Here is a 22,954-nt window from a genome sequence, read left to right as displayed (position 1 = left end):
TTCAGTCGGCCTGCGCGACTCGGCCGGTGTGCCCCGCGTTGTGCTCTTCTTCGTAGAGGTCTTCGAATTCCTCGACCAGCGCGTCGATTTCGTCGGGGAAGACCCAGCGCTTCATCGACCAGAATCGGAAGATCATCTGCAGGATATTTCCGATGATGAACGCGCTGACGAAGTCGGCGATGTTCTCGGCGGTCAGGCTGACGTGGGGCACCTGCAGGTGCAGCATGTACCGCGACACCCACAGCGGCAGGTTGCTCAGCAGCACGCCGATGCCGCTGACCACGAAGAACAGCAGTGCTTCGTGGTGGCGTTCGCGGCCGCCGCGGCCCTTGAACGACCACTCGCGGTTGAGCACGTAGGACGCGATGACCGCGACCACACCGGAAATGATCTTCGCAGTGATCGGCTTCTCGCTGAGGACCGTCAATTTCAGGCCGTAGAAAATGCCGCTGTCGATCACGAACGTGGTCGCACCGACGATTGCGAACTTGATCAGCTCGCGGTGGCGGTACGCCATGTCCCGCAGCGATCTGGGAAGGACGTTGACCACGTCGTCGAGAAATGACACTCGCGCGAGTGTAATTGCTCATTGTGGCAAACATCTGAGAACCCCGACACCGGATGGCTGTGCGGTGGGGAAACGCACAGTTCGGGCGGTATTTCCGGGCCCGGACGCGCCGGTGAACGCGGCGCGACGGCCCGGGAGACGACGCGTGAATGCGGCAATGATGCCCTGGCTCCGGACCCGCGCGGCGGGGATGACACCATAGTCGAACGTGAGGGCACGTTCTTTCGATTCGTACGCCATGCCGACGGTGACCATGGTTGGTGGCGGGCAGCTGGCGCGCATGACGCATCAGGCCGCCGTGGCGCTCGGGCAGCGACTCCGGGTGCTCGCGGAGCGGCCCGAGGACCCGGCCGCCCAGGTCACACCCGAGGTGGTGCTCGGCTCGCACACCGATCTCGCCGCGCTGCGTAAGGCCGCGGTCGGATCCCACGCGCTGACCTTCGACCACGAGGGTGTGCCGACCGAGCATCTGCGCGCGCTGGTCGCCGAGGGTGTCAACGTGCAGCCGCCGCCGTCCGCGCTGATCTACGCGCAGGACAAGCTGGTGATGCGGACCAAACTGGCCGAGCTGAATGTGCCCGAGCCGCCGTTCACCGCGGTCGAGTCCGTCGCCGACGCGGTCGCTTTCGGTGACGCGCACGGTTGGCCGCTGGTGCTGAAGGCCGTGCGCGGCGGCTACGACGGGCGCGGCGTGTGGATGATCGACGACGCCGCCGAGGTCGAGCGGATCGTCGCCGACCAGCTCGCGCACGGTGCCACGCTCATGGCCGAACAGAAGGTGGACCTGCGCCGGGAACTGTCGGCTATGGTGGCCCGCTCGCCGTACGGGCAGGCCGCGGCCTGGCCGGTGGTGGAGACCGTGCAGCGGCACGGCCAGTGCGCGGTCGTGATCGCGCCCGCGCCGGACCTGCCCGACAAGCTCGCCACCCAGGCCGAGGCGCTGGCGTTGCGGCTGGCCGCCGAACTCGGGGTGACCGGTGCGATGGCGGTGGAACTGTTCGAGACCACCGACGGCGAGCTGCTGGTCAACGAGCTGGCGATGCGCCCGCACAATTCCGGGCACTGGGGTATGGACGGCGCGGTGACCGGCCAGTTCGAGCAGCATCTGCGCGCGGTGCTGGACTACCCGCTCGGTGACACCCGCCCGCTGGCGCCGGTGACGGTGATGGCGAACATTCTCGGTGCCGCGCAGGCGCCCGAGATGTCGATGGACGAGCGGCTGCACCATCTGCTGGCCCGGATGCCGGAGGCGAAGGTGCACCTCTACGGCAAGGGTGAGCGGCCGGATCGCAAGATCGGGCACATCAACATCCTCGGTGACGATGTCGCCGTGGTACGGGAGAAGGCCGAGCGTGCGGCGCACTGGATGTCGCACGCCGAATGGACCGACGGATGGGATCCGCATCATGGCTGAGAATGTGTCCGGACCGCTGGTCGGCCTGATCATGGGCAGTGACTCCGACTGGCCCACAATGGAATCCGCCGCCACCGCGCTCGGCGAGTTCGACATCCCGTTCGAGGTGGGTGTGGTCTCCGCCCACCGCACCCCGCAGCGCATGCTCGACTACGCGAAGTCGGCTGCCGGCCGCGGCATCAAGGTGATCATCGCCGGCGCCGGCGGTGCCGCTCACCTGCCCGGCATGGTCGCCTCCGCGACCCCGCTGCCGGTCATCGGCGTCCCGGTCCCGCTCAAGCACCTCGACGGCATGGATTCCCTGCTGTCCATCGTCCAGATGCCGGCCGGTGTCCCGGTCGCCACCGTGTCGATCGGCGGCGCCCACAACGCCGGCCTGCTCGCGGTCCGCATTCTCGCCGCGTCCGACCCGGCGCTGCGCACCCGCATGGTGGAGTTCCAGGCGAACCTGGAGCAGCTGGTGCTGGCGAAGGACGACGCTCTGCGCACGAAACTCCTTGGCTGACATCGCATCCGAGCCGGGCGACGAGGACATCTACGCCGGCCGAGTCGTCGCGGCGATCAAGGCGTTGCGCGACGCCTACGGATATTCGATCCACCAGGGGATCGACGCGGTGAGCGAGCGATATCAGCTGCTGCGCCGCGAGCACCCGGAACGGTTCACCGTCGGCCCGCAGGAGTGGGGACAGAACTTCTACTCCTGATGTAGCGGGCATCAGCGCCCGCGCCCGCCGGATGTGGTGCCGTCACCGCTGCGCTGCGCTCCGGTCGCCGGATGATCTCGGTTGCGCACGGGAGTTCCGGAGAGCCGGGCCGGAGATCATACTGATCTGGTAAGCGGGCTGAACGGGGAGGGCGGACAGGCTTCCAGGAGGTCCCGTGCGCAGCGTGCTTCCGCGGCCGGCGGGATCGGTCATCGGCCGGGAGGGTGAGCCGGCGGTTCTCGATATTCGAACCGCTGCAGCTGCGTTCGGCGCCGATCCGGATACCCGAGGTGGTGCCGGCCCGACCGGCCCGGCGCCGCAACTCCCCGGCTCTGTGTCCCTTCGGAGCAGCCACCTTCTGTTCGGCGGAAGGAGGTCCGGCGCATTCGATCCGTAGGTACTCACAGCGTGGGTATGCGGCGTTGTCCTGCCCGCGCATCCGAGGCGAGGAACTCCCATGAAGACCACGCTTGTCACCCCAGCGGCCCGTTCCGCGGCCGCAGCGCTACTGCTCGTCGGGCCCATGCTCGCCGGCGCACCGATCACGCACGCCCAGGCTGTCAACGACGCGGCCCTCGAGAAGTCCGTCGTGCTGCTCGAGACCCAGTGGATCGGGAACATCCTGATCCCCGCGAAATACGCCAGCAACGGCCACGACACCTGGACCCCCGACGCGGTCGCCACGTATTCGACCTGTTCCGCCTTCTACGTGAGCGGGTCCGCGCAGATGGTCACCGCGGGTCACTGCGTGGATCCGGCGGTGGGACGTACCGCCGTCCTGCAGCAGTTCCTGACCGACCAGAACGCCATGAACTTGTACAACGAGGCGGTCGACACGTGGACCGTCGAAGGTAAGGAGAAGGGCAGCCCGGTCATCTCGAATGTGGAAGCCGTTCAGCCGCAAGGGGTCGACGGCGCTACCATCACGAGCCCGACCACCGTGCAGGTCGTCGACTTCCGCTCGCCGGACAAGGGTGACGTCGCGTTGCTGAAGCTGCCCAACATGTCCAAGCCGACCCCGGCACTGAGCATCGCGTCGAGCACGCCGAAGCAGGGCGATCAGATCACCTCCATCGGTTTCCCGGCGCAGCTGCGGGGCGGTGCGGATCAGAGCCAGATCGCCCGAGCGTCCTTCAAGACGGGAACGATTTCCAGCCAGCAGGTCTCGCCGTCCGGTGTGGTGCAGCTGGAGGTCAATTCCGAACTCAGCGGCGGCATGTCCGGCGGGCCGACAGTCGACAAGAACGGCGATGTCGTCGGGGTGAACGTGTTGAAGAGCACCGGTGATGCGAACTTCAACTTCATCACCGACACCGACGATCTGGTGACGTTCTTGAAGTCCCACAACGTCGACATCGCCGGGCCGCAGGCCGCGGGTAGCAGTAGTAATTGGAAGTGGTACTTGCTGGGCGCCGGGATCGCACTGGTTCTGGGTCTGGCCGCGGCCGTATCGTTCCTGCGCCGCCGTGGCGGCCCGCCGCCGGTAGCGGGCCCGGTGCAGCCGGTGTCCGGAACGCCTTCGGGAGCTTCGGCGCAGCCGGGCGAACCCACTACCGCGAGTGCCTTCGGCCGGGCGCCGTCGACCGCACCGCCGATGGCCGAGCAGTGGAAGTCGGTGACCATCGCGACGCCGTCGGCCGACACGGCAGCGGTATCGGATGAGGCGGCCGAACCGGGGGTGACCGCGGCGCCGCCGCCGGGTCCGGTTGGTGGACCGGAGGCGGTAGCCCCGGAATCGACGCTGACGGAGGTCGCGCACTTCTGCGCCAATTGCGGTACGGAACGCCACGAGGGTGAGCGATTCTGCCGGAACTGCGGTCACGCGCTCGGCTGAACTGCTCGACCGATGCCCGGGCCGGGGCGGATTGCCGCCCCGGCCCGAGTGATTCGGCCGTCGACGGGCGGTGGAACCGTGGGGAAGCAGTGCGCGCCGGTGGCGAACCGGGGCGGATGCGGGGGCGGTCGCTACCGTTGACCTGTGAGTGAGGCACAGGTGCCCTTGGCGGCGGGCGACGAGGCGGCCAGGTTTCGGCTCGGGGTGATCGACCATGCGCTGCGGTTGTTCGCCGAGCAGGGGTACGAGGCGACGTCGGTGGACGCGATCGCGGCGGCGGCGGGGATCTCGCGACGGACGTTCTTTCGGCAGTTCGGGTCGAAGGAGGATGTGGTCTTCGCGGATCACGAGGCGCAGCTGGCCTGGGCTCGGGGGTATCTCGGTGCGGCGCAAGGGGATCCGTGGGATGCCGTGTGTGAGGCGATCGTCGGCTTGTTCGAGCGGTTCACGCAGACGCGGGAGTTGGCGGCGCGGCGGTATCAGGTGGTGCGGGAGGTGCCGGCGCTGCGGGATCGGGAGATCGTCACCGTGTTCCGGTACGAGCGGCTGTTCACCGAGTTCCTGCGGGAGCGCCGGCCGGAGGTGGCGGATCTGCGGCTGATCCAGTTCACCGCGGCGGTGACGGCCACGCACAACTATCTGTTGCGGCGGATGCTGCGCGGGCAGGCGGAGGCGGGGCCGGGGGAGTTGCGGGCGGCGCTGGCGGCGATCCCGCGCGGGCCGGCGGAGGAGCTGGTGGTGGCGGTGGTGCCCGGGAACATGTCGCCCCGCCGGGTTGCCGATCTGTTGGCCGAGCGCCTGGGTAATCTGTGATGCGGGGCACACGCCTCACCTGACACTGAGTGCCACGCTGTGTGGCGAACATCCCGAGGCGCGCCGGATTGGGTGGGCTTTATACTGGATGCGAGTGGCACTCAGTGCCGAGATGCTGGTGGTTAGCCTCCACGGAGATTCCACCCACGATTCAGGAGCAGTGTTCCATGGCGGGTAATCCCGATTTCGGTCTCTTTCAGCTCGACGACGTGCACAACGAGCTGCGTGAGGCCATCCGCGCGCTCTGTGAAAAGGAGATCGCGCCCTACGCGAAGGACGTCGACGGCAACTCGCGCTTCCCGCAGGAGGCGCTCGACGCGCTGAACGCCTCGGGCTTCAACGCGGTCCACGTGCCCGAGGAGTACGGCGGGCAGGGCGCCGACTCGGTCGCCACCTGCATCGTGATCGAGGAGGTGGCGCGCGTCTGTGGTTCCTCGTCGCTCATCCCGGCGGTGAACAAGCTGGGCACCATGGGCCTGATCCTCAACGGCTCCGAGGAGCTGAAGCAGAAGGTGCTGGGCGACCTGGTGGCCGGCAAGATGGCCTCCTACGCGCTGTCCGAGCGCGAGGCCGGCTCCGACGCCGCGAGCATGCGCACCCGCGCCCGCCGCGACGGTGACGACTGGATCATCAACGGTTCCAAGTGCTGGATCACCAACGGCGGCAAGTCTTCCTGGTACACCGTGATGGCTGTGACCGACCCGGAGAAGGGTGCCAACGGCATCTCCGCGTTCATGGTCCACATCGACGACGAGGGCTTCGTGGTCGGCCCGCTCGAGCACAAGCTGGGCATCAAGGGTTCGCCGACCGCCGAGCTGTACTTCGAGAACTGCCGCATCCCGGGCGACCGCATCATCGGCGCCGAGGGCACCGGTTTCAAGACCGCGCTGCAGACTCTGGACCACACCCGCCCGACCATCGGCGCGCAGGCCGTCGGCCTGGCGCAGGGTGCCCTGGACGCCGCGCTGGCCTACACCAAGGACCGCAAGCAGTTCGGCAAGGCGATCGCCGACTTCCAGAACACCCAGTTCATGCTGGCCGACATGGCGATGAAGGTCGAGGCCGCCCGCCTGATGGTGTACACCTCGGCGGCCCGCGCCGAGCGTGGCGAGAAGAACCTGGGCTTCATCTCCGCGGCCGCCAAGTGCTTCGCCTCGGACGTGGCCATGGAGGTCACCACCAACGCGGTGCAGCTGTTCGGTGGCGCCGGCTACACCACCGACTTCCCGGTGGAGCGGATGATGCGCGACGCGAAGATCACGCAGATCTACGAGGGCACCAACCAGATTCAGCGGCTGGTCATGAGCCGCGCCCTGCTCAGGGGCTGATTCCCCGATCCTGACGGCCTGGTCGTGTGCCGAGATCCCATCTCAGGCCACCTCCAGGCCGTCGGCCGGTTTCAGGCCGCCCGCTTCAACACCGGTGAGGCGGACAGACGACCTATCCGCGAGCGGTGCAAGTTGCTTCGGGTATCCAGTTGAACGGATCACTCGTTGGGGAGCTGGCATCGCCGTTGTCGATCGGCTTCGAGCCGGATTGGTGTGGCGGTCTATCCTGCGCAGATCCGTTCGGTTAGCCACTGCCGAACAAGTCGCCACTACCCCAATCGCCGAAGTCGCCCCAATCGCCATCGGCCCAACCGCCGTGGTTCCAGCCACCGTGGTTCCCACCACCATTACCCCGGTCACCGCCCTGACCGTTGCCGTCATCGCCGCCGTACCCAGCGTGATCGCTCTGCACCACACCGGGCAAGGGCGTCGTCGCAGCCATGGCGGGAACCACCGCCGTCATCGGAACCGCTATCGCGGCTCCAACGAGCGCGACATTCGCGAGCAGCCGACACGTGGCAGTTCGGTGCGTCTTGTTGGTCATCATCATCACCTTCTTCCGGCGAGTTCGCACGGACCTCACCGGTCGATTGTTGATCATTGACATTCCACGACACGTCTGATGCTATGCCAGCCGCACCGGATGCTACAGAGCCTGACGCCGGGTGATCAGCTCGTCGTCGTAACGAGGGCGCCAACCAGATTCAGCGGCTGGTGATGTCGCGGGCGCTGCTGCGCGGCTGATCCCGCTGGGTGGGTGATCCCCGCCGATTCTGTGGCCCGCAGGCTCGTGAGCGCTATGCTCGAGAGCCTGCGGGCCATCGGTCATTTGTCGGTGCGGTGCCGCGATCGCTGTGGTCCGGCTTTCGTTACACCGATTACCGCTCAGTAGGACTATGTGGACGGAACCGATAGTTTCGCCGCGAAAGTCTTGTCTGAAACGTTATCGATTCACTAGGTTGCGGGGTATGAGTGCACGCACCTCCACCTCGTTCCGCTTGGGCTACGCCCTCGTGGGCTGCGCGGCCGCGACCATCGCCGCCGCCGGACCCGCACTGGCCGACGCCAGTACCGCCGCCCCGGCGGCCGCCACGGCCGCCGACATCGACGTCCTCCCCGGCACCACCCCCACCTGCTCCAGCGGACCGACGATCAACACCGGTTCCGCCGGAATCGACGGTGCCGCGGCCTTCTTCCTGAGCCCGGCCTCCGGCTTCGGTGCCAATGCCGGTTGCACCGCGGTCGGTGCCTTCCTCGCGCAGCTGTGGACCGCGCTCGGTTCCGGTTCCGCGAACGGCTCGAGCACGCTGTCTTCCAACCTCGACCCGGGCTCGGCCACCAGGATTCTGGGCTCGCTGTCGTCGCTGGGCTGGACCAATGTGAGCACGGGCTCGATCGGCGCGCTGGTGGGTGCCGCCGGCCAGGGTTCGGTCACCGTGGGCAACGGCGTCACCGGTTCGGCCGGCCTGATCCCGGGCTCGGTCATCCCCGTTCCGGTTCCCTGATCGTCCGCTCCGGCGGGCGGTGAGGTTCGCTGCCCGCCGGCGGTTTCCGCACGTCGAGTACGGCCCGGTGGCCCCCGAGGTTCTCTCGGCGTGCCATCGGGCCGTTCCCGGTCCGGGGTGGATTTCGGCGATATCGCGATCCGCGGCCGCTCGTTACGCGGGTTACCGCTGAGTAGGACTCCAGTCCCCTGAACGACACTCGCGCACCGAAACACGTATCTGAAACGGGCTTGAGTCACTAAATTGCCAGGTATGAGCGCACGCACTTCCACTTCCATCCTGGGCCTCGCCCTGGCCGGCTGCACCGCCGCCGCGGTGGCCTTCGCCGGCTCGGCGGCCGCCGACCCGACCGCGGGCACACCCCTTGTCGCCACTGCCGATGCGGCTGCCCCGGCCGATACCGCCGGCACCGGCGACTGCACCCCCGGGCCGACGATCAACACCGGTTCCGCCGGGATCGACGGTTCCGCGGCCTTCTTCCTGAGCCCGGCCTCCGGCTTCGGCGCCAACGCCGGCTGCACCGCCGCCGGCGCCTTCCTCGCCGCGCTGTGGAACGCGCTCGGGTCCGGCTCGGCCACCAGCCTCTCGGGCACGGTGTCGTCGAACCTGAACCCGGGTTCGGCCGAGACCGCGCTGGGCGCGCTGTCGGCCCAGCTGAATCCGGGTTCGGCCGCGACGGTGCTGGGTACCTTGTCGGCCAACCTGAACCCGGGCTCGGCCGCCACCATCCTGGGCTCGCTCTCGTCGATCGGCTGGACCAACGTCAGCACGGGTTCGGTCGCCGATCTGGTGAAGGCGGCGGGTGCGGGGTCCGTCGCCGCCGGTACCGGTGTCACCGGTTCGGCGGGCCTGATCCCCGGTTCGGTCATCCCCGTTCCGGTTCCCTGACAACCGAATTCCCGGTAAACGCGGCCCGTGGGGCGCGGTGAAGGTTTCCCTTTTCCGTGCCTGCGGGCCCTTTTCGATTCGTCATTCTGAAAGATTCATTCCGTGACCCGGCGGCTGGTCATTCGTACTTTTTGGACAAGTGACCATTTATTTGGATCACGGTAGTATAACGTTCACAATCCGGATATGTTTGAAACGGTCGCGATTCACTATGTTGCGTGGCATGACAACACGTTTATCCACCACCGTCCGACTGGGCTTGGCGCTCATTGCCACGTCCGCCGTCGCCACCATTGCCGCCGGCCCGGCGTCCGCTGACGGAACCACCGTGAACACCGGTTCCGCCGCGATCGACGGCGCCGCCGCCCTGCTGCTGAGCCCGGTCTCGGCCGCCGGCACCAACGGCGCCCCCGGCATCCTCGGCTCCGCCACCACCGCGCTCGGCGACCTGCTGGCGGCGGGTTCGGCGAACCCGGGTTCGGCTGCCGCGCTGCTGAACCCGCAGTCCGCGATCGAGCTGGGCGGCACGCTCGCCGGCAGCGCGGCCACCGCGTCGAGCAACGTGACACCCGGTTCGGCCGGCAACGCGATCGGCAGTGCCGGAACCGGTTCGGTCGTGACCGGAAACATCTCGGTGTGGATCGGCCGGGTACTCAACGGAACCGCGTCCGCGAACTGACCCATGATCGGAAATGCCCGGCTCGCCGGGTGAGACGGCAAGTCGCTGTTACTTCGGCGCCCCGGCGACCGTGTCATTCGCCACGAGCGAATGCCGCATCCGTCCGGGGCCTTGCTTCGGGCACAATCTGCTGGTCAACGTGATTTCGACGGTGCGCAGCGCACCCGGTGCGGTGGATGTGCGCGAATGATGTTCTTGCACCTGTAATCTCATTCATTTTTGTCCGATTCGGACGCTAGGCGTGTGCGCGTGCGCGGAGCAATATGGAGGCATGGCCGGGGTCGAGATCAACGACAGCTTCGTCCGGCGCACGTTGGACAACGGGCGGATCGAAGAGGTTCTGTGGCACGAACTTCACGAGGTGCGGATCATCACGACGTCGGATGGGCCGTTCACCGAGGGGGTCTTCTTCGTGCTCATCGGCGTGCGCGGAAACGGATGTGTGGTACCGAATTCCGCCGCGGACCGGGCTTTCCGCAGCAGGTTGTCCGCCCTGCCCGGATTCGACAACCAGCGGGTGATCCAGGCACTACGGACACCCAGCGATCAGCAGTACTCGGTGTGGCGCCGCGCGTCCCGCGACGCCACCCGCTGAGCCGGTCGCGGGCGGCCCGGCTCAGCGGCACGCGTCAGCGAGCGAGGATGTCGTCGAACTCGGGATGTTCGGTCACGAATTTCTCGACATAGGAACACGACGGCAGGACGGTGAATCCGTCCGCGCGCGATCCTTGCAATGCGAATTCCACAACCCGGCCGGCGAGTCCGCGACCCCGGAATTCGGGAACCGTCACGGTGTGGTCGAAATCGCGGACCTTGCGTCCGGTGTTCTCCGTGTAGTCCGCGTAGGCAGCCAACTGATCGTCGACATACAGTTCGTAGCGGTTCGCGTCGCTGTTGTGCTCGAGTCGCGTCGTCATGTCCGGTCCAACTCCTTCGGCCGCGGAATACATCCGTGGCCCTGGGTGAGAATTGTTACAGCACCGCGCCGGGATTGAGAATCCCGGCCGGGTCCAGGGCGTCCTTGATGCGCTGGGTCAGGGCCATCACGTCGGGGCCCAGCTGATCGGGCAGCCAGGCCTTCTTGAGCCGGCCCACGCCGTGTTCACCGGTGATGGTGCCGCCGAGCGCGATGGCCAGGTCCATGATCTCGCCGAACGCCTGGTTGGCCCTGGCGGTCTCGTCCGGATCGTTCGGGTCGTGGACGATCAGCGGGTGGGTGTTGCCGTCGCCGGCGTGCGCGATCACCGACACCAGCACGTCCCGCCGCCGCGCGATCTCCGCGATCCCAGTGACCAGCTCGGTGAGCCGGGGCAGCGGCACGCCGACGTCCTCGAGCAGCAGCGGTCCCTTGCGTTCGACCGCGGGGATCGCGAAGCGCCGGGCCGCGCAGAACGCCTCGCCCTCTTCGGGATCCAGCGTGCGGAACACCTCGGTGGCGCCCGCCTCGGTGCAGGCGGCCTCGATGACGGCCGCTTCGGCGGCGGCGAATTCACCGGGCGCGTCCGAGCGGGCGACCAGCAGGGCGGCGGCGGACCGGTCCAGGCCCATACGCAGCTCGTCTTCGACCGCGCCGATCGCGACCGCGTCCATGAATTCCAGCATCGACGGCCGCAGCTGCCCGGTGACGGCGAGGATGGCCGCGCCGGCGCTTTCCACCGTCGGGAAGCTCGCGACGACCGTGGCCTGGGGCGGCTGGGCGGGCAGCAGCCGCAGCGTGAGTTCGGTGATGACGCCGAGGGTGCCCTCGCTGCCGACGAAGAGCTTGGTCAGCGAGAGCCCGGCGGAGTCCTTCAATCGCGGGCCGCCGAGCCGGACCACCGTGCCGTCGGCGAGTACCACCTCCAGCCCGAGGATGTAATCGGTTGTGACGCCGTACTTCACGCAGCACAGGCCGCCGGCGTTGGTGGCGGCGTTGCCGCCGATGGAACAGATCTCGAACGACGACGGGTCCGGCGGATACCACAGGCCCTCGGCTGCGGCCGCGCGCTTGACCTCGGCGTTCAGCAGGCCCGGCTGGGTCACCGCGGTCCGGGTGACCGGGTCGATGGTGATCGCGCGCATCCGCTCGGTGCTCAGCAGCAGGGCGCCGTCCTGCGCGGTCGCGCCGCCGGACAGCCCGGTCCCGGCGCCGCGCGGCACCACCGGCACCCCGTGCTGCGAGGCCCAGCGCAGGACGGCCGACACCTCGGCGGTGGTCTGCGGCCGGACCAGTGCCAGTGGCGTGCCGGCGGCGGGGTCGAGGGCGCGATCCTGCCGGTAACCGGCCAGAATGTCGGGATCGGTGACGACGGTTCCGGCGGGGAGCCGGTCTTCCAGGGTCTTCAGGTCCACGCTACGAACCTACTGCGGGTCCGGGCGGTATGCGGCCCGCAGTAGACTGCCGCGGTGTCGGATCCCAAGCTCGAAATCCAGATGTTGCACGACCGGGTCATGGTTCGCGTGTCCCAGGAGGCCGGCGAGCGGCGGAGCACGGGCGGCATTCTCATTCCCGCGACCGCGCAGGTGGCCAAGCGCCTGACCTGGGGCGAGGTGTGCGGGGTTGGTTCGCATGTGCGGGCGGTGAGCCTGGGGGACCGGGTCCTGTTCAATGCCGAGGAGCAGTTCGAGGTCGAGGTGCAGGGGCACGCGTATCTGGTGATGCGCGAGCGTGACCTGCACGCGGTCGCCAACGAGCGTCCCGAGCACGGTACCGGCCTCTACCTCTAGCTCGCCCGCGAGCGTCATTGCTGACTGATAGCTGAAATGTATGCGGAACGCATCTGCCGTTGCCGCATCGATTAGCAAGAAACCATGTACTACAAGTCATGGGATGACTAGGGTGGGACCATCTCGAGGATCGGGGTGGTGGGCGACCGCCACTCCGGGCCGGGATGCCTCCCGCCCCGGTCTGTCGAAAAATTCATGGGATGATCGCGGCGGGTCGCTTCTCTCCGGGTCCGCATCGGCTACCGCCAGTGGTGTGGGCAAATCTGAAATGCAAATACTTCAGATGGCTGGAATCGGGGTATGCGGGAGGGCGAATACCGACCGTGGCCGTACCTCGGCCCCGGCGGCAACGGGCCCGCCCGCGCGCAGTGTGTGGCCGATCCGCGTCGATCGGCCGACCCGAAAAAGTGAGGAAGAACAGAATGATCACCAACCCGACCTCGGCGGATGCGATCGCGCCCGCCAGCGCCACCCTGGTCGACGGTGCCTCCGGCACCGTCACTCTGCTTCTGGCCACGCTGGCCGGTTCGGTGTCCGGCGTGGGCCGCGCCTTCTTCACCGGCAGCGCCTCGGCCTCCTGAACGATCGCGCGAACGCCGGTGCGTTCGCGGCCCGCGATCACCGACCCGATACCTGTTCCAAACAAGCAAGGAAATTGACAATGGGCTCTGTCGCCACCTTCACCAATCTCGGAATCCTCCTCACCAGCAACGGCCTGCAGGCCCTGGTGACCGGCGCGGACGCCGGTTCCAGCGCGCTGACCGGCGCGGGCTCCGCCGTCGGCAGCCTGCTGATCAGCCAGAGCGCGGGTGCGCTCGGCGTGGTCGGCGGACTGTCGTCCACCCCGCTCGCGCTGTCCTGAGCCTCCGCGTAGCCGCCGGAGCTTCTGCACACTCTTCGGTTCGGCGGTAGCGCGCGGTTCACTGCACCGCGCCCGTCCGCGCCTGCGGCCGGGCGCGGTGTCGCGTTCACGCGGCGTGGCGCGGCAGAGCCCAGGCCGCGGCGAGCACCACGGCCAGGATCACCAGACCGGCCGCCGTCGCGGCGGCCATGGCCGTCACGTAATCACCGGTGGCGGTAGCGGTTCCGAGAACCGAGAAGAAAATGGTGCCGATCACCGTGGCGCCCACCGCATTACCGAACTGCTGGGCGGTGGTGAGCGCGCCGGCCGCCATGCCCGCCTGTTCCGGGCGGATACCCGACGACAGCACCGCGCCCAGTGCCGAGGGAATGGTCATCCCGTTGCCGAGACCGACGATCATCATGCCGGGAACCAGTGCCCAGGCGGTGATTCCGGGTCCGGCGGCCAGTAGCACCCCGAGCGTCAGCACGGTCCCGGTGAGCGAGGTGAGGGTGCCGATCACGATCACCCGGTTGCCGAACCGGGCCGCGACCCGGCGGGCGAGCAGCAGCGACGAACTCGCGAAACAGATGCCCAGCGGGGCGAAGGTGAGCCCGGCCCGCAGCGGTGTCAGATGCAGGCCGTCCTGCAGGAGCAGGGTCAGGCACAGCATGAATCCGGCGAAGAAGGCCAGGTAGCCGCCCGAGATGACCATCCCGGCGCCGAATACCCGCTCGCGGATCATGGCTGTGTCCAGCACCGGCCGCCCACCCCGGGCGGCGAGGCGCCGCTCGTAGCGCAGCACGAGCGCCAACAGCGGAACCGACGCGGCCGCACTCACCCAGGTCCACAGCGGCCAGCCCGTGCTGCGGCCGACCGTGATCGGAACCAGCAGCGCGGCCAGCGCCGTCGAGATGCCCAGGGCGCCGATGGGATCCAGGCTCGGGCGTTCGGGTGCGCGCTGGGCGGGCAGCCAGCGCGCGGCCAGCAGCGCGGCCACCGCGGCGATCGGAACGTTGATGTAGAAGATGGTGCGCCAGCCCCAGCCGAACAGGTCGGCGTCGAGCAGTACGCCGCCCAGCACCTGGCCCGACACCGCGCCCAGCCCGATGGTGGCGCCGAAAGCCGCCATCGCCCTGGGCCGTTCGGTGACCGGGAACAGGGTGTTGATCAGGGCCAGCAGCTGCGGCACCATCAGGGCCGCGGTCGCGCCCTGCAGGATGCGGAAGGCCACCAGCATCCAGGCGCCGGAGGCCAATCCGCAGAGCAGCGAGGCGAATCCGAAGCTCAGCATGCCGAGCACGAACAGGGTGCGGTAGCCGTACAGGTCGCCCAGCCGGCCGCCGGTGATCAGGGCCGAGGCGTAGGCGAATCCGTAACCGCCGATGATCATTTCGAGGGCGGCCTGCCCGGCGTGCAGGTCGTGCTGGAGCGAGGACGCGGCCACGTTGACCACGAACCAGTCGAACATCGCCATGAACATCGCCGACAGGATCACCGGCAGGACCCGCCAGCGGTCGGGGTAGGGGGCGGGTGGGGTCGGAGTCGTTGGGTGGGTGCGGGTCTGGAGGACTGACATGGCGATCTCCGTGCGGTCGCGGGTGTTTCGGTGCGGCGCTGCACCTCGAAGAAGGTAACTAACTAGTTGGTTGGAGATATTCCAGCGCCGCCCCGGCCGTTGTCAACCGGATAGTTGGTTACCATCGTCGAATGTCCGCGACCCGCGATCCCGAGGCCACCAAGGCGCGCATCTTCGCCGCCGCCACGGCCGAGTTCGCCGGCTTCGGCATCGCGGGTGCGCGGATCGACCGGATCGCCAAGGCCGCCAAGGCCAACAAGCAGCTGATCTATGCGTATTTCGGCGACAAGCAGCAGCTGTTCGAGCAGGTGCTGGAACGCGCCGTCCAGGAGGTCGCGGCCGCGGTCAGTATCGATATCGAGGACCTCGACGCCTGGCTCGACGGCCACCTCGACTACCTCCGGGACCACCCGGAATTTCTGCGGCTCACCCTGTGGGAAGCCCTGGAGATCGGCCCCGAATCCGAGACCGCGGCGGAGTACCGGGTGGCGCGCTACGCGGCCAAGTCGGGCAAGATCGCCGACGCGCAGCGCCGCGGCCTCATCCGCGCCGACCTACCGCCGGAGCAGGTGCTGATCCTGCTGCTGAGCCTGGTCACCTACCCCAACGCGGTTCCGCAGGTGCTGCGGTTCGCCGTGGGCCCCGACTGGAGCCCGGACCGGCAGCGTTCCGTGATCAAGGACGCCGCCCGACGCATGCTCGCGCCGAAATAGACTGCCGCGCAATAGAATCGAATGCAAGAAGGTTCGGGTACGTAGCGTACGTGCTCTCGCGGCGGCGAGCGCGACGCTGTGCGAGCCCGCCGCACCCCGGGATGATGACCACATGGGAGGGGTGCGGCGGCTGCTCATCGCGACCGGTCAGGCGTGGCTGCCGGCGGCGCCGCTCAGCGACTTCGTCAGCTGGCTGAGCAGGGCCTGCAGCAGCATCTGTTCCACGGAACCCATCGTGTTTCTCCTTCGTTCGAACTTACATCGGCGAATATCGAGCTCCGGCCCGAATATCGGAGGCACGAGTTCGCCGCTGTCGTGAGCGCCGCTGCTCACCCCGAAAACAGTAGGGCGGAGGGAAATGGAAGAGAAACCACTGTTTTCTGGGCAGCGACAACATTTTGTTGTCGAACGAGAGTTACAGGTGCGGCGGTACCGTGCAGTCCGTGAAATCGGGCTTCTGTAGTTGCTCGACCAGCTCGGGATGCGCATCCCGGATCGAGCGTGCGACCTGGACGAACGACCGGACCAGGGGTGTTTCGTGGCTGCCGCGCCACCCGACCGCCACCTCGTTCGGCGGCACGTCGGCAATGGGCACCAATCGAATTCCGGGAAACGGAATCCATCGGGCGCACGCCACCGTGAGCACGATGCCGACGCCGGTGGCCACCTTGTGCAATTCCTCGAGCAGCGAATTGGACCGTGACACCACCGGCGCGGGAACACCGTTGCGGTGGTCGGTCAATTCCCAGAACGCATTCCAGACCGGGTCGGTCGTGACCGCGCCGAGCAGCGGTTCGCCCAGCAGATCCCGGGCGAACACCTCGGTGCGCCCGGCCAGCCGGTGACTGGAGGGCACCATCACCATCAGCGGTTCGGCGAACAGCGATTCGAACCGAACCCCGTCGTCGACGAACGGCCGCCGCGTGAACGCCACGTCCACCGCGCCGGTGCTGAGGCCGGCCGACGGGTCCTGGTAGGTGAACTGGCGCAGTTCCACTGTGACGCCCGGATGCTGCTCCCGGAACGTCGACAGGATCGGCTCGGTCAGCGTCAGCGCCGCACCCTCCAGCGCGCCGAGCACCAGCCGGTCCTGCTGGCCGCGGTGGGTGGCTCGCGCCCGCTGTACGGCGGCGTCCAGGCTGTTCAGCGTGCCCCGGACGTCCCGGAGAAAAACCTCGCCGGCGGCGGTCAGTTCGACATAGCGCGTGGTGCGGGAGAACAGGACCACATCCATCACGTGTTCCAGCTGTTTGATCTGCGCGCTCAGGCCCTGCTGGGATACGTGAAGACGCTGGGCCGCCCGGGTGAAGCTGAGCTCCTCGGCTACCGCTATGAAGTACTGCAACTGCCGGGTGTGAACCTCCATGCCGCGTATCCTATGGCGAAAATCGGACTCCACTCGGCGGTTTCGGCGATCGGGAAATGCGCGATTCACAACCTGAATTTGTCAGTAAGGCGAGGAAATTGGATTGCGGTATTCCCGTCACGGCGCCCTGATGTCGTGTGCCGAAAATCGGACGGGGTATTTCGGTGCCAGAAACAAATTGGTCTCCGGGCGGTCCGGACGGCGTGGGTCTCGGCCCGCGAGATCGCGGTGTGCGCGCGACGACGCCCGGTCGGGCCGGATTCGGGCGCCGCGCGCTCCGCTCAGTTCCGTGCAGCCAGCACGTCGGTTCGCGCGCCGTCCACGACCACCGCGTCGGCGTCGGTCAGAGCCCAGTGCGGGATGCCCCGGGCGCGGAACTCGGCCGCCAGCCGCGTGCCGTGACCGTCGGGATCCGTACCGGGCGAATCGACGTGGGGCACGATGCGGTGGTCGACCAAGCCCAGTCCGTCCCACCGAGGTTCGACACCACAGGTGGGCAAGACCTCGTCCGGGTCGTCCGAGCTCTCCAAGCCGTGCAGATCCGGGGTCGGCAGGCAGGCGCCGGCGCTGTAGCCGGCGTAGAGCAGCGCGTCCTCGGCGAGCAGCGCGGGCAGCACGAGATCCGCTCCGCTGCGGGCACATTGGGCGCGCAATACGAAGGTGTTGCCGCCGCGCACCCACACCGCAGGGTAGGAGCGCAGTCGGCGTTCCAGTTCCGTTGCGCGCCCGGCGAATTCGCGCAGATCCAGCACCTCCGGCCGGAAGCCTCGGCGGCGCAACGGCACCAGATCGCTGGTCACCGCGGCCTGCCAGGCTCGTGGCCAGGCGTCACAGGCGTTGGGGATCACCGCGATCGGCCCCGGCCCGCCCGCCAGTTCGGCGAACCGGTCGTAGTGGTCGCCGAATCGGTAGCTGGACAGGAACAATCGCATCCCGGATCAGATGGTGAAGCCCAGGTTGGCCACGATCCGTTCGCCCAGTGCGGTGTCGCCGGTGATCGTGATCTCGTCCGTCCGGGCGCTCGCGGAGGTGCGGCCGCCGCGCAGCCGGGCGAACAGGTCCGCTGGCATCGCGAGGGTGACGGTCGCGGGCCCGTCGAGTTCGGCGACCTGTTCGGCGCGGCCGCCCACCGCCAGGTGCAGGGTGCGGCCGAGCGGCCCGGTCAGCTCGACGGTGATCCGGGACCCGTCCGGCGCCTGCGCGCCCTTGCCGATCGAGCGGCCCAGGGTCGCGGTCAGCTGGCCGAAAGCCGTTGCGCCCCGGTCGGTGTCCTCGTCCATCGCGACGCCGAGCGCGTCGGCGATATCGCGTTCGTGCATCCAGCAGTCGAACAGCCGGACCTCCATGAACCGGCCGTAGGGCACGATGCCGATGGGGGACTGCGCCGGTTCCGTCCACGCCGCGTCGTCCATGGCGGTCAGTGCCGCCGCGCGCCGCGTGACCACGTCGGTGTAGCGCGCCAGCAGTTCGGCGCCGGACAGCGGCCGCAGGGCCTCCAGCCAGAGCTCGTTGAAGGCGCCGATCTCGTTGCGCACGTGCGGGAGTGCGGTCACGTCCGATTCGGACTCGGGCGTGGGGATGCCCAGCAGCATGGATTCGGTGCCGACGATGTGGGCGACCACGTCGAATACGGTCCAGCCCGGCAACGGGGCGGGGGTACGCCACGTATCCTCGTCCAGGTCTGTGACCAGGCGCGCGATCGCCTCCCACTGACTGGTCAGTAAAGCTGTGGTCCGGCCCTGATCGGGTGCGATGCTCATCGCTGCGCCTCGCTGTCGCTCGGCGCGGCGATGCGCGCGTACCTGATTCGTTCGCTCATGACTGCGGCTCCGGTGTGTCGGTGTGACGGTCGAGTCCGGCGCGGATCGCGGCGGCGGTGGCGATCGGGTCGTGCGGTCTGCGCAGCAGGAATCCGGCTGCGAAGCCGAGTGTGTCGCCCCGGCGGCGGGGCACGACGTGCAGGTGGACGTGGTGAACGGTCTGGAAGGCGGCGCTGCCGTCGTTCAGGACCAGGTTCGCGCCGTCGGCGTGCAGCTCACCTCGGCGCAGGGCCCGGGCGAGCCGATGTCCGAACGCGAAGATGCGGGCGCTGTCGGCGGGTGTGAGGTCGTCGAGGTTCGTGGCGTGCCGCTTGGGGACGATCAAGGTGTGGCCCCGCGTAATTGGACGAATGTCCAGGAAGGCGATAAGGTGTTCGTCCTCGTGAACGACCGTGGCCGGGGCGGTCCCGGCGACGATCGCACAGAAGATGCAGGCGGTCACCGGTGAGACTTTACGGGGTAAGGGGATTCGCCGTCGGCATCGGCGAAAAGAGAAGTGAATGTGCTTCTCGCTTCGCATTGTGATGTTGCTCTCCGCTACGCTCACCGCTGACCCGGTATGGTTGCGAGGATTCTCGCGAACTTACCAGTGAGTAAGTTCGGGGGATTCGCGGCCGGATCGAGGCGGTCCACCGCACAGTCGGGGGCCAGCTGCCACCACGAGTAAGGAAGTTGCCAGTGGAGACTACTCAGAGCGCCGACGCGCCGCTGGGCACGCAGCCGCGTGACCCCGCGGGGACGCGGGTCGGCGTGGTCCGAGAGACCAATGCAGGCGAGCGCCGTGTCGCGCTGGTACCCAAGATCATCCCGAGCCTGGTGAAGAGCGGAGTGCACGTCGTCGTGGAGGCGGGAGCCGGGCTCGGCGCCCTGATCCCCGACGAGGCATACATCGATGCGGGTGCCGAGATCGGTGACCCGTGGAAGGCCGACGTCGTGGTCAAGGTCGCGCCGCCCACCGACGCCGAGATCGCCAAGCTCGGCTCCGGTACGACCCTGATCGGATTCCTCGCACCGCGCAACGCGGACAACAAGATCGGTGCTCTGCGTGAGGCCGGTGTCCGCGCCTTCGCCGTCGAGGCGATCCCGCGTATCTCGCGTGCCCAGGTGATGGACGCGCTGTCCTCGCAGGCCAACGTCGCCGGATACAAGGCCGTGCTGTTGGCTGCCGAGCAGTCGACCCGGTTCTTCCCCATGCTGACCACCGCCGCCGGGACCGTGAAGCCCGCGACCGTGCTCGTGCTCGGTGTCGGTGTCGCGGGCCTGCAGGCGCTGGCCACGGCCAAGCGGCTCGGCGGCCGCACCACCGGATACGACGTGCGCCCCGAGGTCGCCGACCAGGTCCGGTCCGTCGGCGCCCAGTGGCTCGACCTCGGCATCGACGCCGCCGGTGAGGGCGGCTACGCCCGTGAACTCACCGACGACGAAAAGGCCGCCCAGCAGCAGGCTTTGGAAGACGCGATCAAGGGCTTCGACGTGGTGATCACCACCGCGCTCGTTCCGGGCCGGCCCGCGCCGCGCCTGGTCACCGCCGCCGCCGTCGAGGGCATGAAGCCCGGCAGTGTGATCGTCGACCTCGCCGGCGAGACCGGCGGTAACTGCGAACTCACCGAGCCCGGCGAGATCGTCGTCAAGCACGGTGTCACCATCGCCTCGCCGCTGAACCTGCCGGCCACCATGCCCGAACACGCCAGCGAGCTCTACGCCAAGAACATCGCGGCCCTGCTCGAACTCATGCTGGTCGACGGCACGCTCGCGCCCGACTTCGGCGACCAGGTGCTCGCCGACTCCTGCGTCACCGGCGTGCCCACGTCGGCGGAGCCGACCGACGCTGCAGCGGCCGAGCCGACCGAGGCTGCAGTGGCCGAGACCGCCGAGCCGGCCGCTGAATCCGCGACCGACACCGAGGTGGAGAACTGATGTACACCGAACTGCTGGCCAATATCGCGATCCTGGTGCTGTCGGGATTCGTCGGGTTCGCGGTGATCTCCAAGGTCCCCAACACCCTGCACACCCCGCTGATGTCGGGTACCAACGCCATCCACGGCATCGTCGTCCTCGGTGCGCTGGTCACCCTGGGCAACGTCAAGGATCCCTCGATCCTGGTGCAGGTCATCCTGTTCATCGCCGTCGTGTTCGGAACCCTGAACGTCATCGGTGGCTTCGTCGTGACCGACCGCATGCTGGGCATGTTCAAGGGTAAGAAGGCGGCCAAGTGATGCACACCGTCGACAACATGACCTACCTGGTCAACGGCCTCTACATCGTGGCGTTCGCGATGTTCATCTACGGCCTGATGGGGCTGACCGGCCCCAAGACCGCCGTGCGCGGTAACCAGATCGCCGCGGTCGGTATGGCCATCGCGGTGATCGCCACCCTGATCTCGGTGCGCCACACCAGCAACTGGATCCTCATCGTCGCCGGCCTGGTCGTCGGTGTGGCCCTGGGTGTTCCGCCGGCCAAGTTCACCAAGATGACCGAGATGCCGCAGCTGGTCGCGGCGTTCAACGGTGTCGGTGGTGGCACGGTCGCGCTGATCGCGTGGGCGGAATTCCTCGACACCAAGGGCTTCTCGCGGGTCGCCGAGCAGCCGAACGTGCACATCATCATCGGTTCGCTGTTCGCCGCGGTGATCGGCTCGGTGTCGTTCTGGGGCTCGCTGATCGCGTTCGGCAAGCTGCAGGAGATCCTGCCCGGCCGCCCGCTCGGCGTCGGCAAACTGCAGCAGCCGCTGAACCTGATCCTGCTCGTCGGCGCGATCGCGTGCGCGGTCGTCGTCGGCCTGGGCGCCTCGAAAGACGGTGTGCCGCAGGCGTGGATGATCGGCGTGCTGGTGCTGGCCGGTGTGCTGGGCCTGATGGTCGTGCTGCCGATCGGTGGCGCGGACATGCCGGTCGTCATCTCGCTGCTCAACGCGCTCACCGGTCTGTCCGCCGCGGCCGCCGGTCTGGCGTTGAACAACACCGCCATGATCGTGGCGGGCATGATCGTCGGCGCGTCCGGCACCATCCTCACCAACCTCATGGCCAAGGCCATGAACCGGTCCATCCCGGCCATCGTCGCCGGTGGATTCGGTGGCGGCGGAACCGCTCCCGGCGCTTCGGGCGGGGAGCAGAAGCAGGCCAAGGCCACCTCGGCCGCCGACGCCGCGATCCAGATGGCCTACGCCAACCAGGTGATCGTGGTTCCCGGTTACGGTATGGCCGTCGCGCAGGCGCAGCACGCGGTCAAGGAAATGGCGGGGCTGCTCGAGACCAAGGGTGTCGAGGTCAAGTACGCGATTCATCCGGTCGCCGGCCGCATGCCCGGGCACATGAACGTGCTGCTCGCCGAGGCCGAGGTGTCCTATGACGCGATGAAGGAAATGGACGACATCAACGGCGAATTCGCCCGCACCGATGTGGTTCTGGTCATCGGCGCCAACGACGTCACCAACCCGGCCGCCCGTGAGGACTCCTCGTCCCCGATCTACGGCATGCCGGTGTTGAACGTCGACCAGGCCAAGAGCGTGATCGTGCTGAAGCGGTCGATGAACTCCGGTTTCGCTGGTATCGACAACCCGCTGTTCTACGCCGACACCACCTCGATGCTGTTCGGTGACGCCAAGAAGTCCGTCGGTGAGGTCACCGAGGAACTGAAGGCGCTGTAGGAAAGCACATCTCGCGACGCCCGCACCACGAGCCCGTGGTGCGGGCGTCGCGTTTTCCCGGCCCGCGAATGCCCGCGGCGCCCGCGGTCCGATCAGCGTGGTGGATCGGTCGTCTCCGCTACGCGCTGCGGGCGGTCGTTCCGCGTAGGGTAGGCGGGAACAACCGGTGATCACCTGTGGGAGGGGAGTCGGAGTGACGTTGCGGGAGCAGTTCGCCCAGCTGGTACCGGGCCACGTCCCGGTCTTCGGTGAACCACATCGGACCGACACCGGCGTCACCGTCATCACCGTGACCAGCCCCGGCGGCTGGCTGCGCCCCGACCGTCCGCTCGGCATCCTCGTGATCGCGGACGGTGAGCCCACCTTCGTCCCCACGGCCGACGACACTCGCGTCGCCCGCCTGGGCATCGCGGTCGGCCTGGTCGCGGCCACGTTCGGCGCCGCGGCCGTGCTGCGCCGCCCACCGTGGCCGGACCTGTCCGCGAAGGGCCTGGCGGCCCTGCACTCCTGCGACAGCTGACCGGGACCTGTTGCGGCTCGGGCCGGTTCG

The 22,954-nt window shown here is 68.1% G+C and carries 27 protein-coding genes and 1 pseudogene; 18 read left to right on the top strand and 10 right to left on the bottom strand.

Going from position 1 to position 22,954, the window contains the following annotated elements:
* Position 1: 1 nt before the first annotated feature.
* Positions 2–568 (bottom strand): GtrA family protein, encoded by a 567-nt coding sequence (locus EBN03_RS16020; RefSeq protein ID WP_122188849.1) that lies wholly within the window; start codon positions 566–568, stop codon positions 2–4.
* Between the two features lie 208 nt (positions 569–776).
* Between EBN03_RS16020 and EBN03_RS16015 the strand changes: the two genes are divergently transcribed.
* The 6 genes from EBN03_RS16015 to EBN03_RS15990 all read left to right on the top strand — a co-directional run bounded on the left by EBN03_RS16015 (position 777) and on the right by EBN03_RS15990 (position 6,661).
* The gene (locus EBN03_RS16015; RefSeq protein WP_325052083.1) at positions 777–1,982 is read left to right on the top strand and encodes a 5-(carboxyamino)imidazole ribonucleotide synthase; all 1,206 of its coding nucleotides are present in this window, start codon (positions 777–779) and stop codon (positions 1,980–1,982) included.
* On the top strand, positions 1,975–2,487 hold the full coding sequence (purE, locus tag EBN03_RS16010) for a 5-(carboxyamino)imidazole ribonucleotide mutase (protein ID WP_122188847.1): 513 nt from the start codon (positions 1,975–1,977) through the stop codon (positions 2,485–2,487). The genes EBN03_RS16015 and purE overlap by 8 nt, the downstream gene beginning before the upstream one ends.
* Positions 2,480–2,686 carry a hypothetical protein gene (locus EBN03_RS16005; RefSeq protein WP_122188846.1) on the top strand — a complete coding sequence of 69 codons (207 nt, stop codon included), beginning with the start codon at positions 2,480–2,482 and terminating at the stop codon, positions 2,684–2,686. Before purE ends, EBN03_RS16005 begins: the two co-directional genes overlap by 8 nt.
* 457 nt (positions 2,687–3,143) lie before the next feature.
* The gene (locus EBN03_RS16000; RefSeq protein ID WP_122188845.1) at positions 3,144–4,520 is read left to right on the top strand and encodes a trypsin-like peptidase domain-containing protein; all 1,377 of its coding nucleotides are present in this window, start codon (positions 3,144–3,146) and stop codon (positions 4,518–4,520) included.
* A gap of 144 nt (positions 4,521–4,664) precedes the next feature.
* Positions 4,665–5,333: a TetR family transcriptional regulator gene (locus tag EBN03_RS15995; RefSeq protein WP_233608412.1), complete on the top strand. Its 669-nt coding sequence runs from the start codon at positions 4,665–4,667 to the stop codon at positions 5,331–5,333.
* A 167-nt stretch (positions 5,334–5,500) separates the two neighbouring features.
* A complete protein-coding gene (locus EBN03_RS15990) occupies positions 5,501–6,661 on the top strand; it encodes an acyl-CoA dehydrogenase (RefSeq protein ID WP_122188844.1) in 1,161 nt (386 codons plus the stop codon).
* A 244-nt stretch (positions 6,662–6,905) separates the two neighbouring features.
* Here the strand turns inward: EBN03_RS15990 and EBN03_RS15985 are convergent, their stop codons facing one another.
* Positions 6,906–7,205 (bottom strand): hypothetical protein, encoded by a 300-nt coding sequence (locus EBN03_RS15985; protein ID WP_147471605.1) that lies wholly within the window; start codon positions 7,203–7,205, stop codon positions 6,906–6,908.
* Positions 7,206–7,629: 424 nt separating this feature from the next.
* Between EBN03_RS15985 and EBN03_RS15980 the strand changes: the two genes are divergently transcribed.
* The 4 genes from EBN03_RS15980 to EBN03_RS15965 all read left to right on the top strand — a co-directional run bounded on the left by EBN03_RS15980 (position 7,630) and on the right by EBN03_RS15965 (position 10,328).
* Entirely contained in the window at positions 7,630–8,166 is a 537-nt protein-coding gene (locus EBN03_RS15980) for a hypothetical protein (protein ID WP_122188842.1), read from the top strand.
* Positions 8,167–8,418: 252 nt separating this feature from the next.
* Complete coding sequence (locus EBN03_RS15975; RefSeq protein WP_122188841.1) at positions 8,419–9,054, top strand: hypothetical protein; 636 nt, start codon at positions 8,419–8,421, stop codon at positions 9,052–9,054.
* Between the two features lie 223 nt (positions 9,055–9,277).
* Positions 9,278–9,733 carry a hypothetical protein gene (locus tag EBN03_RS15970; protein WP_147471604.1) on the top strand — a complete coding sequence of 152 codons (456 nt, stop codon included), beginning with the start codon at positions 9,278–9,280 and terminating at the stop codon, positions 9,731–9,733.
* A gap of 271 nt (positions 9,734–10,004) precedes the next feature.
* Complete coding sequence (locus EBN03_RS15965; protein WP_122188839.1) at positions 10,005–10,328, top strand: hypothetical protein; 324 nt, start codon at positions 10,005–10,007, stop codon at positions 10,326–10,328.
* Positions 10,329–10,362: 34 nt separating this feature from the next.
* On the opposite strand, the gene EBN03_RS15960 is transcribed toward EBN03_RS15965, so the two are convergent.
* Together EBN03_RS15960 and EBN03_RS15955 are read right to left on the bottom strand one after the other, a co-directional pair.
* Positions 10,363–10,650 carry a GNAT family N-acetyltransferase gene (locus tag EBN03_RS15960; protein WP_122188838.1) on the bottom strand — a complete coding sequence of 96 codons (288 nt, stop codon included), beginning with the start codon at positions 10,648–10,650 and terminating at the stop codon, positions 10,363–10,365.
* 55 nt (positions 10,651–10,705) lie between these two features.
* Positions 10,706–12,064 (bottom strand): FAD-binding oxidoreductase, encoded by a 1,359-nt coding sequence (locus EBN03_RS15955; protein ID WP_122188837.1) that lies wholly within the window; start codon positions 12,062–12,064, stop codon positions 10,706–10,708.
* Between the two features lie 54 nt (positions 12,065–12,118).
* On the opposite strand from EBN03_RS15955, the gene EBN03_RS15950 reads away from it, so the two are divergent.
* The 3 genes from EBN03_RS15950 to EBN03_RS15945 all read left to right on the top strand — a co-directional run bounded on the left by EBN03_RS15950 (position 12,119) and on the right by EBN03_RS15945 (position 13,301).
* Positions 12,119–12,439, top strand: a complete 321-nt coding sequence (locus EBN03_RS15950; protein WP_122188836.1) for a GroES family chaperonin — start codon at positions 12,119–12,121, stop codon at positions 12,437–12,439.
* 422 nt (positions 12,440–12,861) lie between these two features.
* Positions 12,862–13,020, top strand: a complete 159-nt coding sequence (locus EBN03_RS34155; RefSeq protein WP_158675637.1) for a hypothetical protein — start codon at positions 12,862–12,864, stop codon at positions 13,018–13,020.
* A gap of 80 nt (positions 13,021–13,100) precedes the next feature.
* Entirely contained in the window at positions 13,101–13,301 is a 201-nt protein-coding gene (locus tag EBN03_RS15945; RefSeq protein ID WP_122188835.1) for a hypothetical protein, read from the top strand.
* Positions 13,302–13,407: 106 nt separating this feature from the next.
* Here EBN03_RS15945 and EBN03_RS15940 read toward each other — a convergent pair whose 3' ends face one another.
* On the bottom strand, positions 13,408–14,859 hold the full coding sequence (locus EBN03_RS15940; RefSeq protein ID WP_122188834.1) for an MFS transporter: 1,452 nt from the start codon (positions 14,857–14,859) through the stop codon (positions 13,408–13,410).
* Positions 14,860–14,990: 131 nt separating this feature from the next.
* Here EBN03_RS15940 and EBN03_RS15935 point away from each other — a divergent pair, with 131 nt between their 5' ends.
* The gene (locus EBN03_RS15935) at positions 14,991–15,572 is read left to right on the top strand and encodes a TetR family transcriptional regulator (RefSeq protein WP_122188833.1); all 582 of its coding nucleotides are present in this window, start codon (positions 14,991–14,993) and stop codon (positions 15,570–15,572) included.
* 147 nt (positions 15,573–15,719) lie between these two features.
* On the opposite strand, the gene EBN03_RS33765 is transcribed toward EBN03_RS15935, so the two are convergent.
* From EBN03_RS33765 to EBN03_RS15915, 5 genes are all read right to left on the bottom strand, one after another.
* Positions 15,720–15,905, bottom strand: a complete 186-nt coding sequence (locus EBN03_RS33765; protein ID WP_147471603.1) for a hypothetical protein — start codon at positions 15,903–15,905, stop codon at positions 15,720–15,722.
* 82 nt (positions 15,906–15,987) lie between these two features.
* Complete coding sequence (locus tag EBN03_RS15930; RefSeq protein ID WP_122188832.1) at positions 15,988–16,938, bottom strand: LysR family transcriptional regulator; 951 nt, start codon at positions 16,936–16,938, stop codon at positions 15,988–15,990.
* 281 nt (positions 16,939–17,219) lie between these two features.
* Positions 17,220–17,870 carry a Type 1 glutamine amidotransferase-like domain-containing protein gene (locus EBN03_RS15925; RefSeq protein ID WP_122188831.1) on the bottom strand — a complete coding sequence of 217 codons (651 nt, stop codon included), beginning with the start codon at positions 17,868–17,870 and terminating at the stop codon, positions 17,220–17,222.
* 6 nt (positions 17,871–17,876) lie between these two features.
* A complete protein-coding gene (locus EBN03_RS15920; protein ID WP_122188830.1) occupies positions 17,877–18,698 on the bottom strand; it encodes a maleylpyruvate isomerase family mycothiol-dependent enzyme in 822 nt (273 codons plus the stop codon).
* A 55-nt stretch (positions 18,699–18,753) separates the two neighbouring features.
* Positions 18,754–19,200, bottom strand: coding sequence for an HIT family protein (locus EBN03_RS15915; protein WP_199742801.1), 447 nt, complete (start codon positions 19,198–19,200; stop codon positions 18,754–18,756).
* Positions 19,201–19,436: 236 nt separating this feature from the next.
* Between EBN03_RS15915 and EBN03_RS15910 the strand changes: the two are divergent.
* The 4 genes and pseudogenes from EBN03_RS15910 to EBN03_RS15895 form a co-directional block, all read left to right on the top strand.
* Positions 19,437–20,651: pseudogene (locus EBN03_RS15910) on the top strand (Re/Si-specific NAD(P)(+) transhydrogenase subunit alpha); the annotation flags it as partial.
* A 23-nt stretch (positions 20,652–20,674) separates the two neighbouring features.
* Complete coding sequence (locus EBN03_RS15905; protein ID WP_122188828.1) at positions 20,675–20,974, top strand: NAD(P) transhydrogenase subunit alpha; 300 nt, start codon at positions 20,675–20,677, stop codon at positions 20,972–20,974.
* A gap of 17 nt (positions 20,975–20,991) precedes the next feature.
* The gene (locus EBN03_RS15900) at positions 20,992–22,404 is read left to right on the top strand and encodes an NAD(P)(+) transhydrogenase (Re/Si-specific) subunit beta (protein WP_122189069.1); all 1,413 of its coding nucleotides are present in this window, start codon (positions 20,992–20,994) and stop codon (positions 22,402–22,404) included.
* A 193-nt stretch (positions 22,405–22,597) separates the two neighbouring features.
* Positions 22,598–22,924: a hypothetical protein gene (locus EBN03_RS15895; RefSeq protein ID WP_122188827.1), complete on the top strand. Its 327-nt coding sequence runs from the start codon at positions 22,598–22,600 to the stop codon at positions 22,922–22,924.
* Positions 22,925–22,954 lie beyond the last annotated feature (30 nt).

The sequence above is a fragment of the Nocardia stercoris genome (genome assembly GCF_003696265.1).
Lineage (GTDB): Bacteria > Actinomycetota > Actinomycetes > Mycobacteriales > Mycobacteriaceae > Nocardia > Nocardia stercoris.
The sequence above is the reverse complement of the archived record's forward strand: the minus strand, read 5'-3'. Positions and strand labels throughout refer to the sequence as shown.

Bases quoted from the DNA above. Each gene is read 5' to 3' on its own strand.
- EBN03_RS15900 (WP_122189069.1), top strand. From the start codon at position 20,992: ATGACCTACCTGGTCAACGGCCTCTACATCGTGGCGTTCGCGATGTTC.
- purE (WP_122188847.1), top strand. From the start codon at position 1,975: ATGGCTGAGAATGTGTCCGGACCGCTGGTCGGCCTGATCATGGGCAGT.
- EBN03_RS15920 (WP_122188830.1), bottom strand. From the start codon at position 18,698: ATGAGCATCGCACCCGATCAGGGCCGGACCACAGCTTTACTGACCAGT.
- EBN03_RS15940 (WP_122188834.1), bottom strand. From the start codon at position 14,859: ATGTCAGTCCTCCAGACCCGCACCCACCCAACGACTCCGACCCCACCC.
- EBN03_RS15925 (WP_122188831.1), bottom strand. From the start codon at position 17,870: ATGCGATTGTTCCTGTCCAGCTACCGATTCGGCGACCACTACGACCGG.
- EBN03_RS15935 (WP_122188833.1), top strand. From the start codon at position 14,991: ATGTCCGCGACCCGCGATCCCGAGGCCACCAAGGCGCGCATCTTCGCC.
- EBN03_RS16000 (WP_122188845.1), top strand. From the start codon at position 3,144: ATGAAGACCACGCTTGTCACCCCAGCGGCCCGTTCCGCGGCCGCAGCG.
- EBN03_RS15990 (WP_122188844.1), top strand. From the start codon at position 5,501: ATGGCGGGTAATCCCGATTTCGGTCTCTTTCAGCTCGACGACGTGCAC.
- EBN03_RS15960 (WP_122188838.1), bottom strand. From the start codon at position 10,650: ATGACGACGCGACTCGAGCACAACAGCGACGCGAACCGCTACGAACTG.
- EBN03_RS15965 (WP_122188839.1), top strand. From the start codon at position 10,005: ATGGCCGGGGTCGAGATCAACGACAGCTTCGTCCGGCGCACGTTGGAC.
- EBN03_RS15905 (WP_122188828.1), top strand. From the start codon at position 20,675: ATGTACACCGAACTGCTGGCCAATATCGCGATCCTGGTGCTGTCGGGA.
- EBN03_RS15970 (WP_147471604.1), top strand. From the start codon at position 9,278: ATGACAACACGTTTATCCACCACCGTCCGACTGGGCTTGGCGCTCATT.
- EBN03_RS15985 (WP_147471605.1), bottom strand. From the start codon at position 7,205: ATGACCAACAAGACGCACCGAACTGCCACGTGTCGGCTGCTCGCGAAT.
- EBN03_RS15930 (WP_122188832.1), bottom strand. From the start codon at position 16,938: ATGGAGGTTCACACCCGGCAGTTGCAGTACTTCATAGCGGTAGCCGAG.
- EBN03_RS15945 (WP_122188835.1), top strand. From the start codon at position 13,101: ATGGGCTCTGTCGCCACCTTCACCAATCTCGGAATCCTCCTCACCAGC.
- EBN03_RS15980 (WP_122188842.1), top strand. From the start codon at position 7,630: ATGAGTGCACGCACCTCCACCTCGTTCCGCTTGGGCTACGCCCTCGTG.
- EBN03_RS34155 (WP_158675637.1), top strand. From the start codon at position 12,862: ATGATCACCAACCCGACCTCGGCGGATGCGATCGCGCCCGCCAGCGCC.
- EBN03_RS15975 (WP_122188841.1), top strand. From the start codon at position 8,419: ATGAGCGCACGCACTTCCACTTCCATCCTGGGCCTCGCCCTGGCCGGC.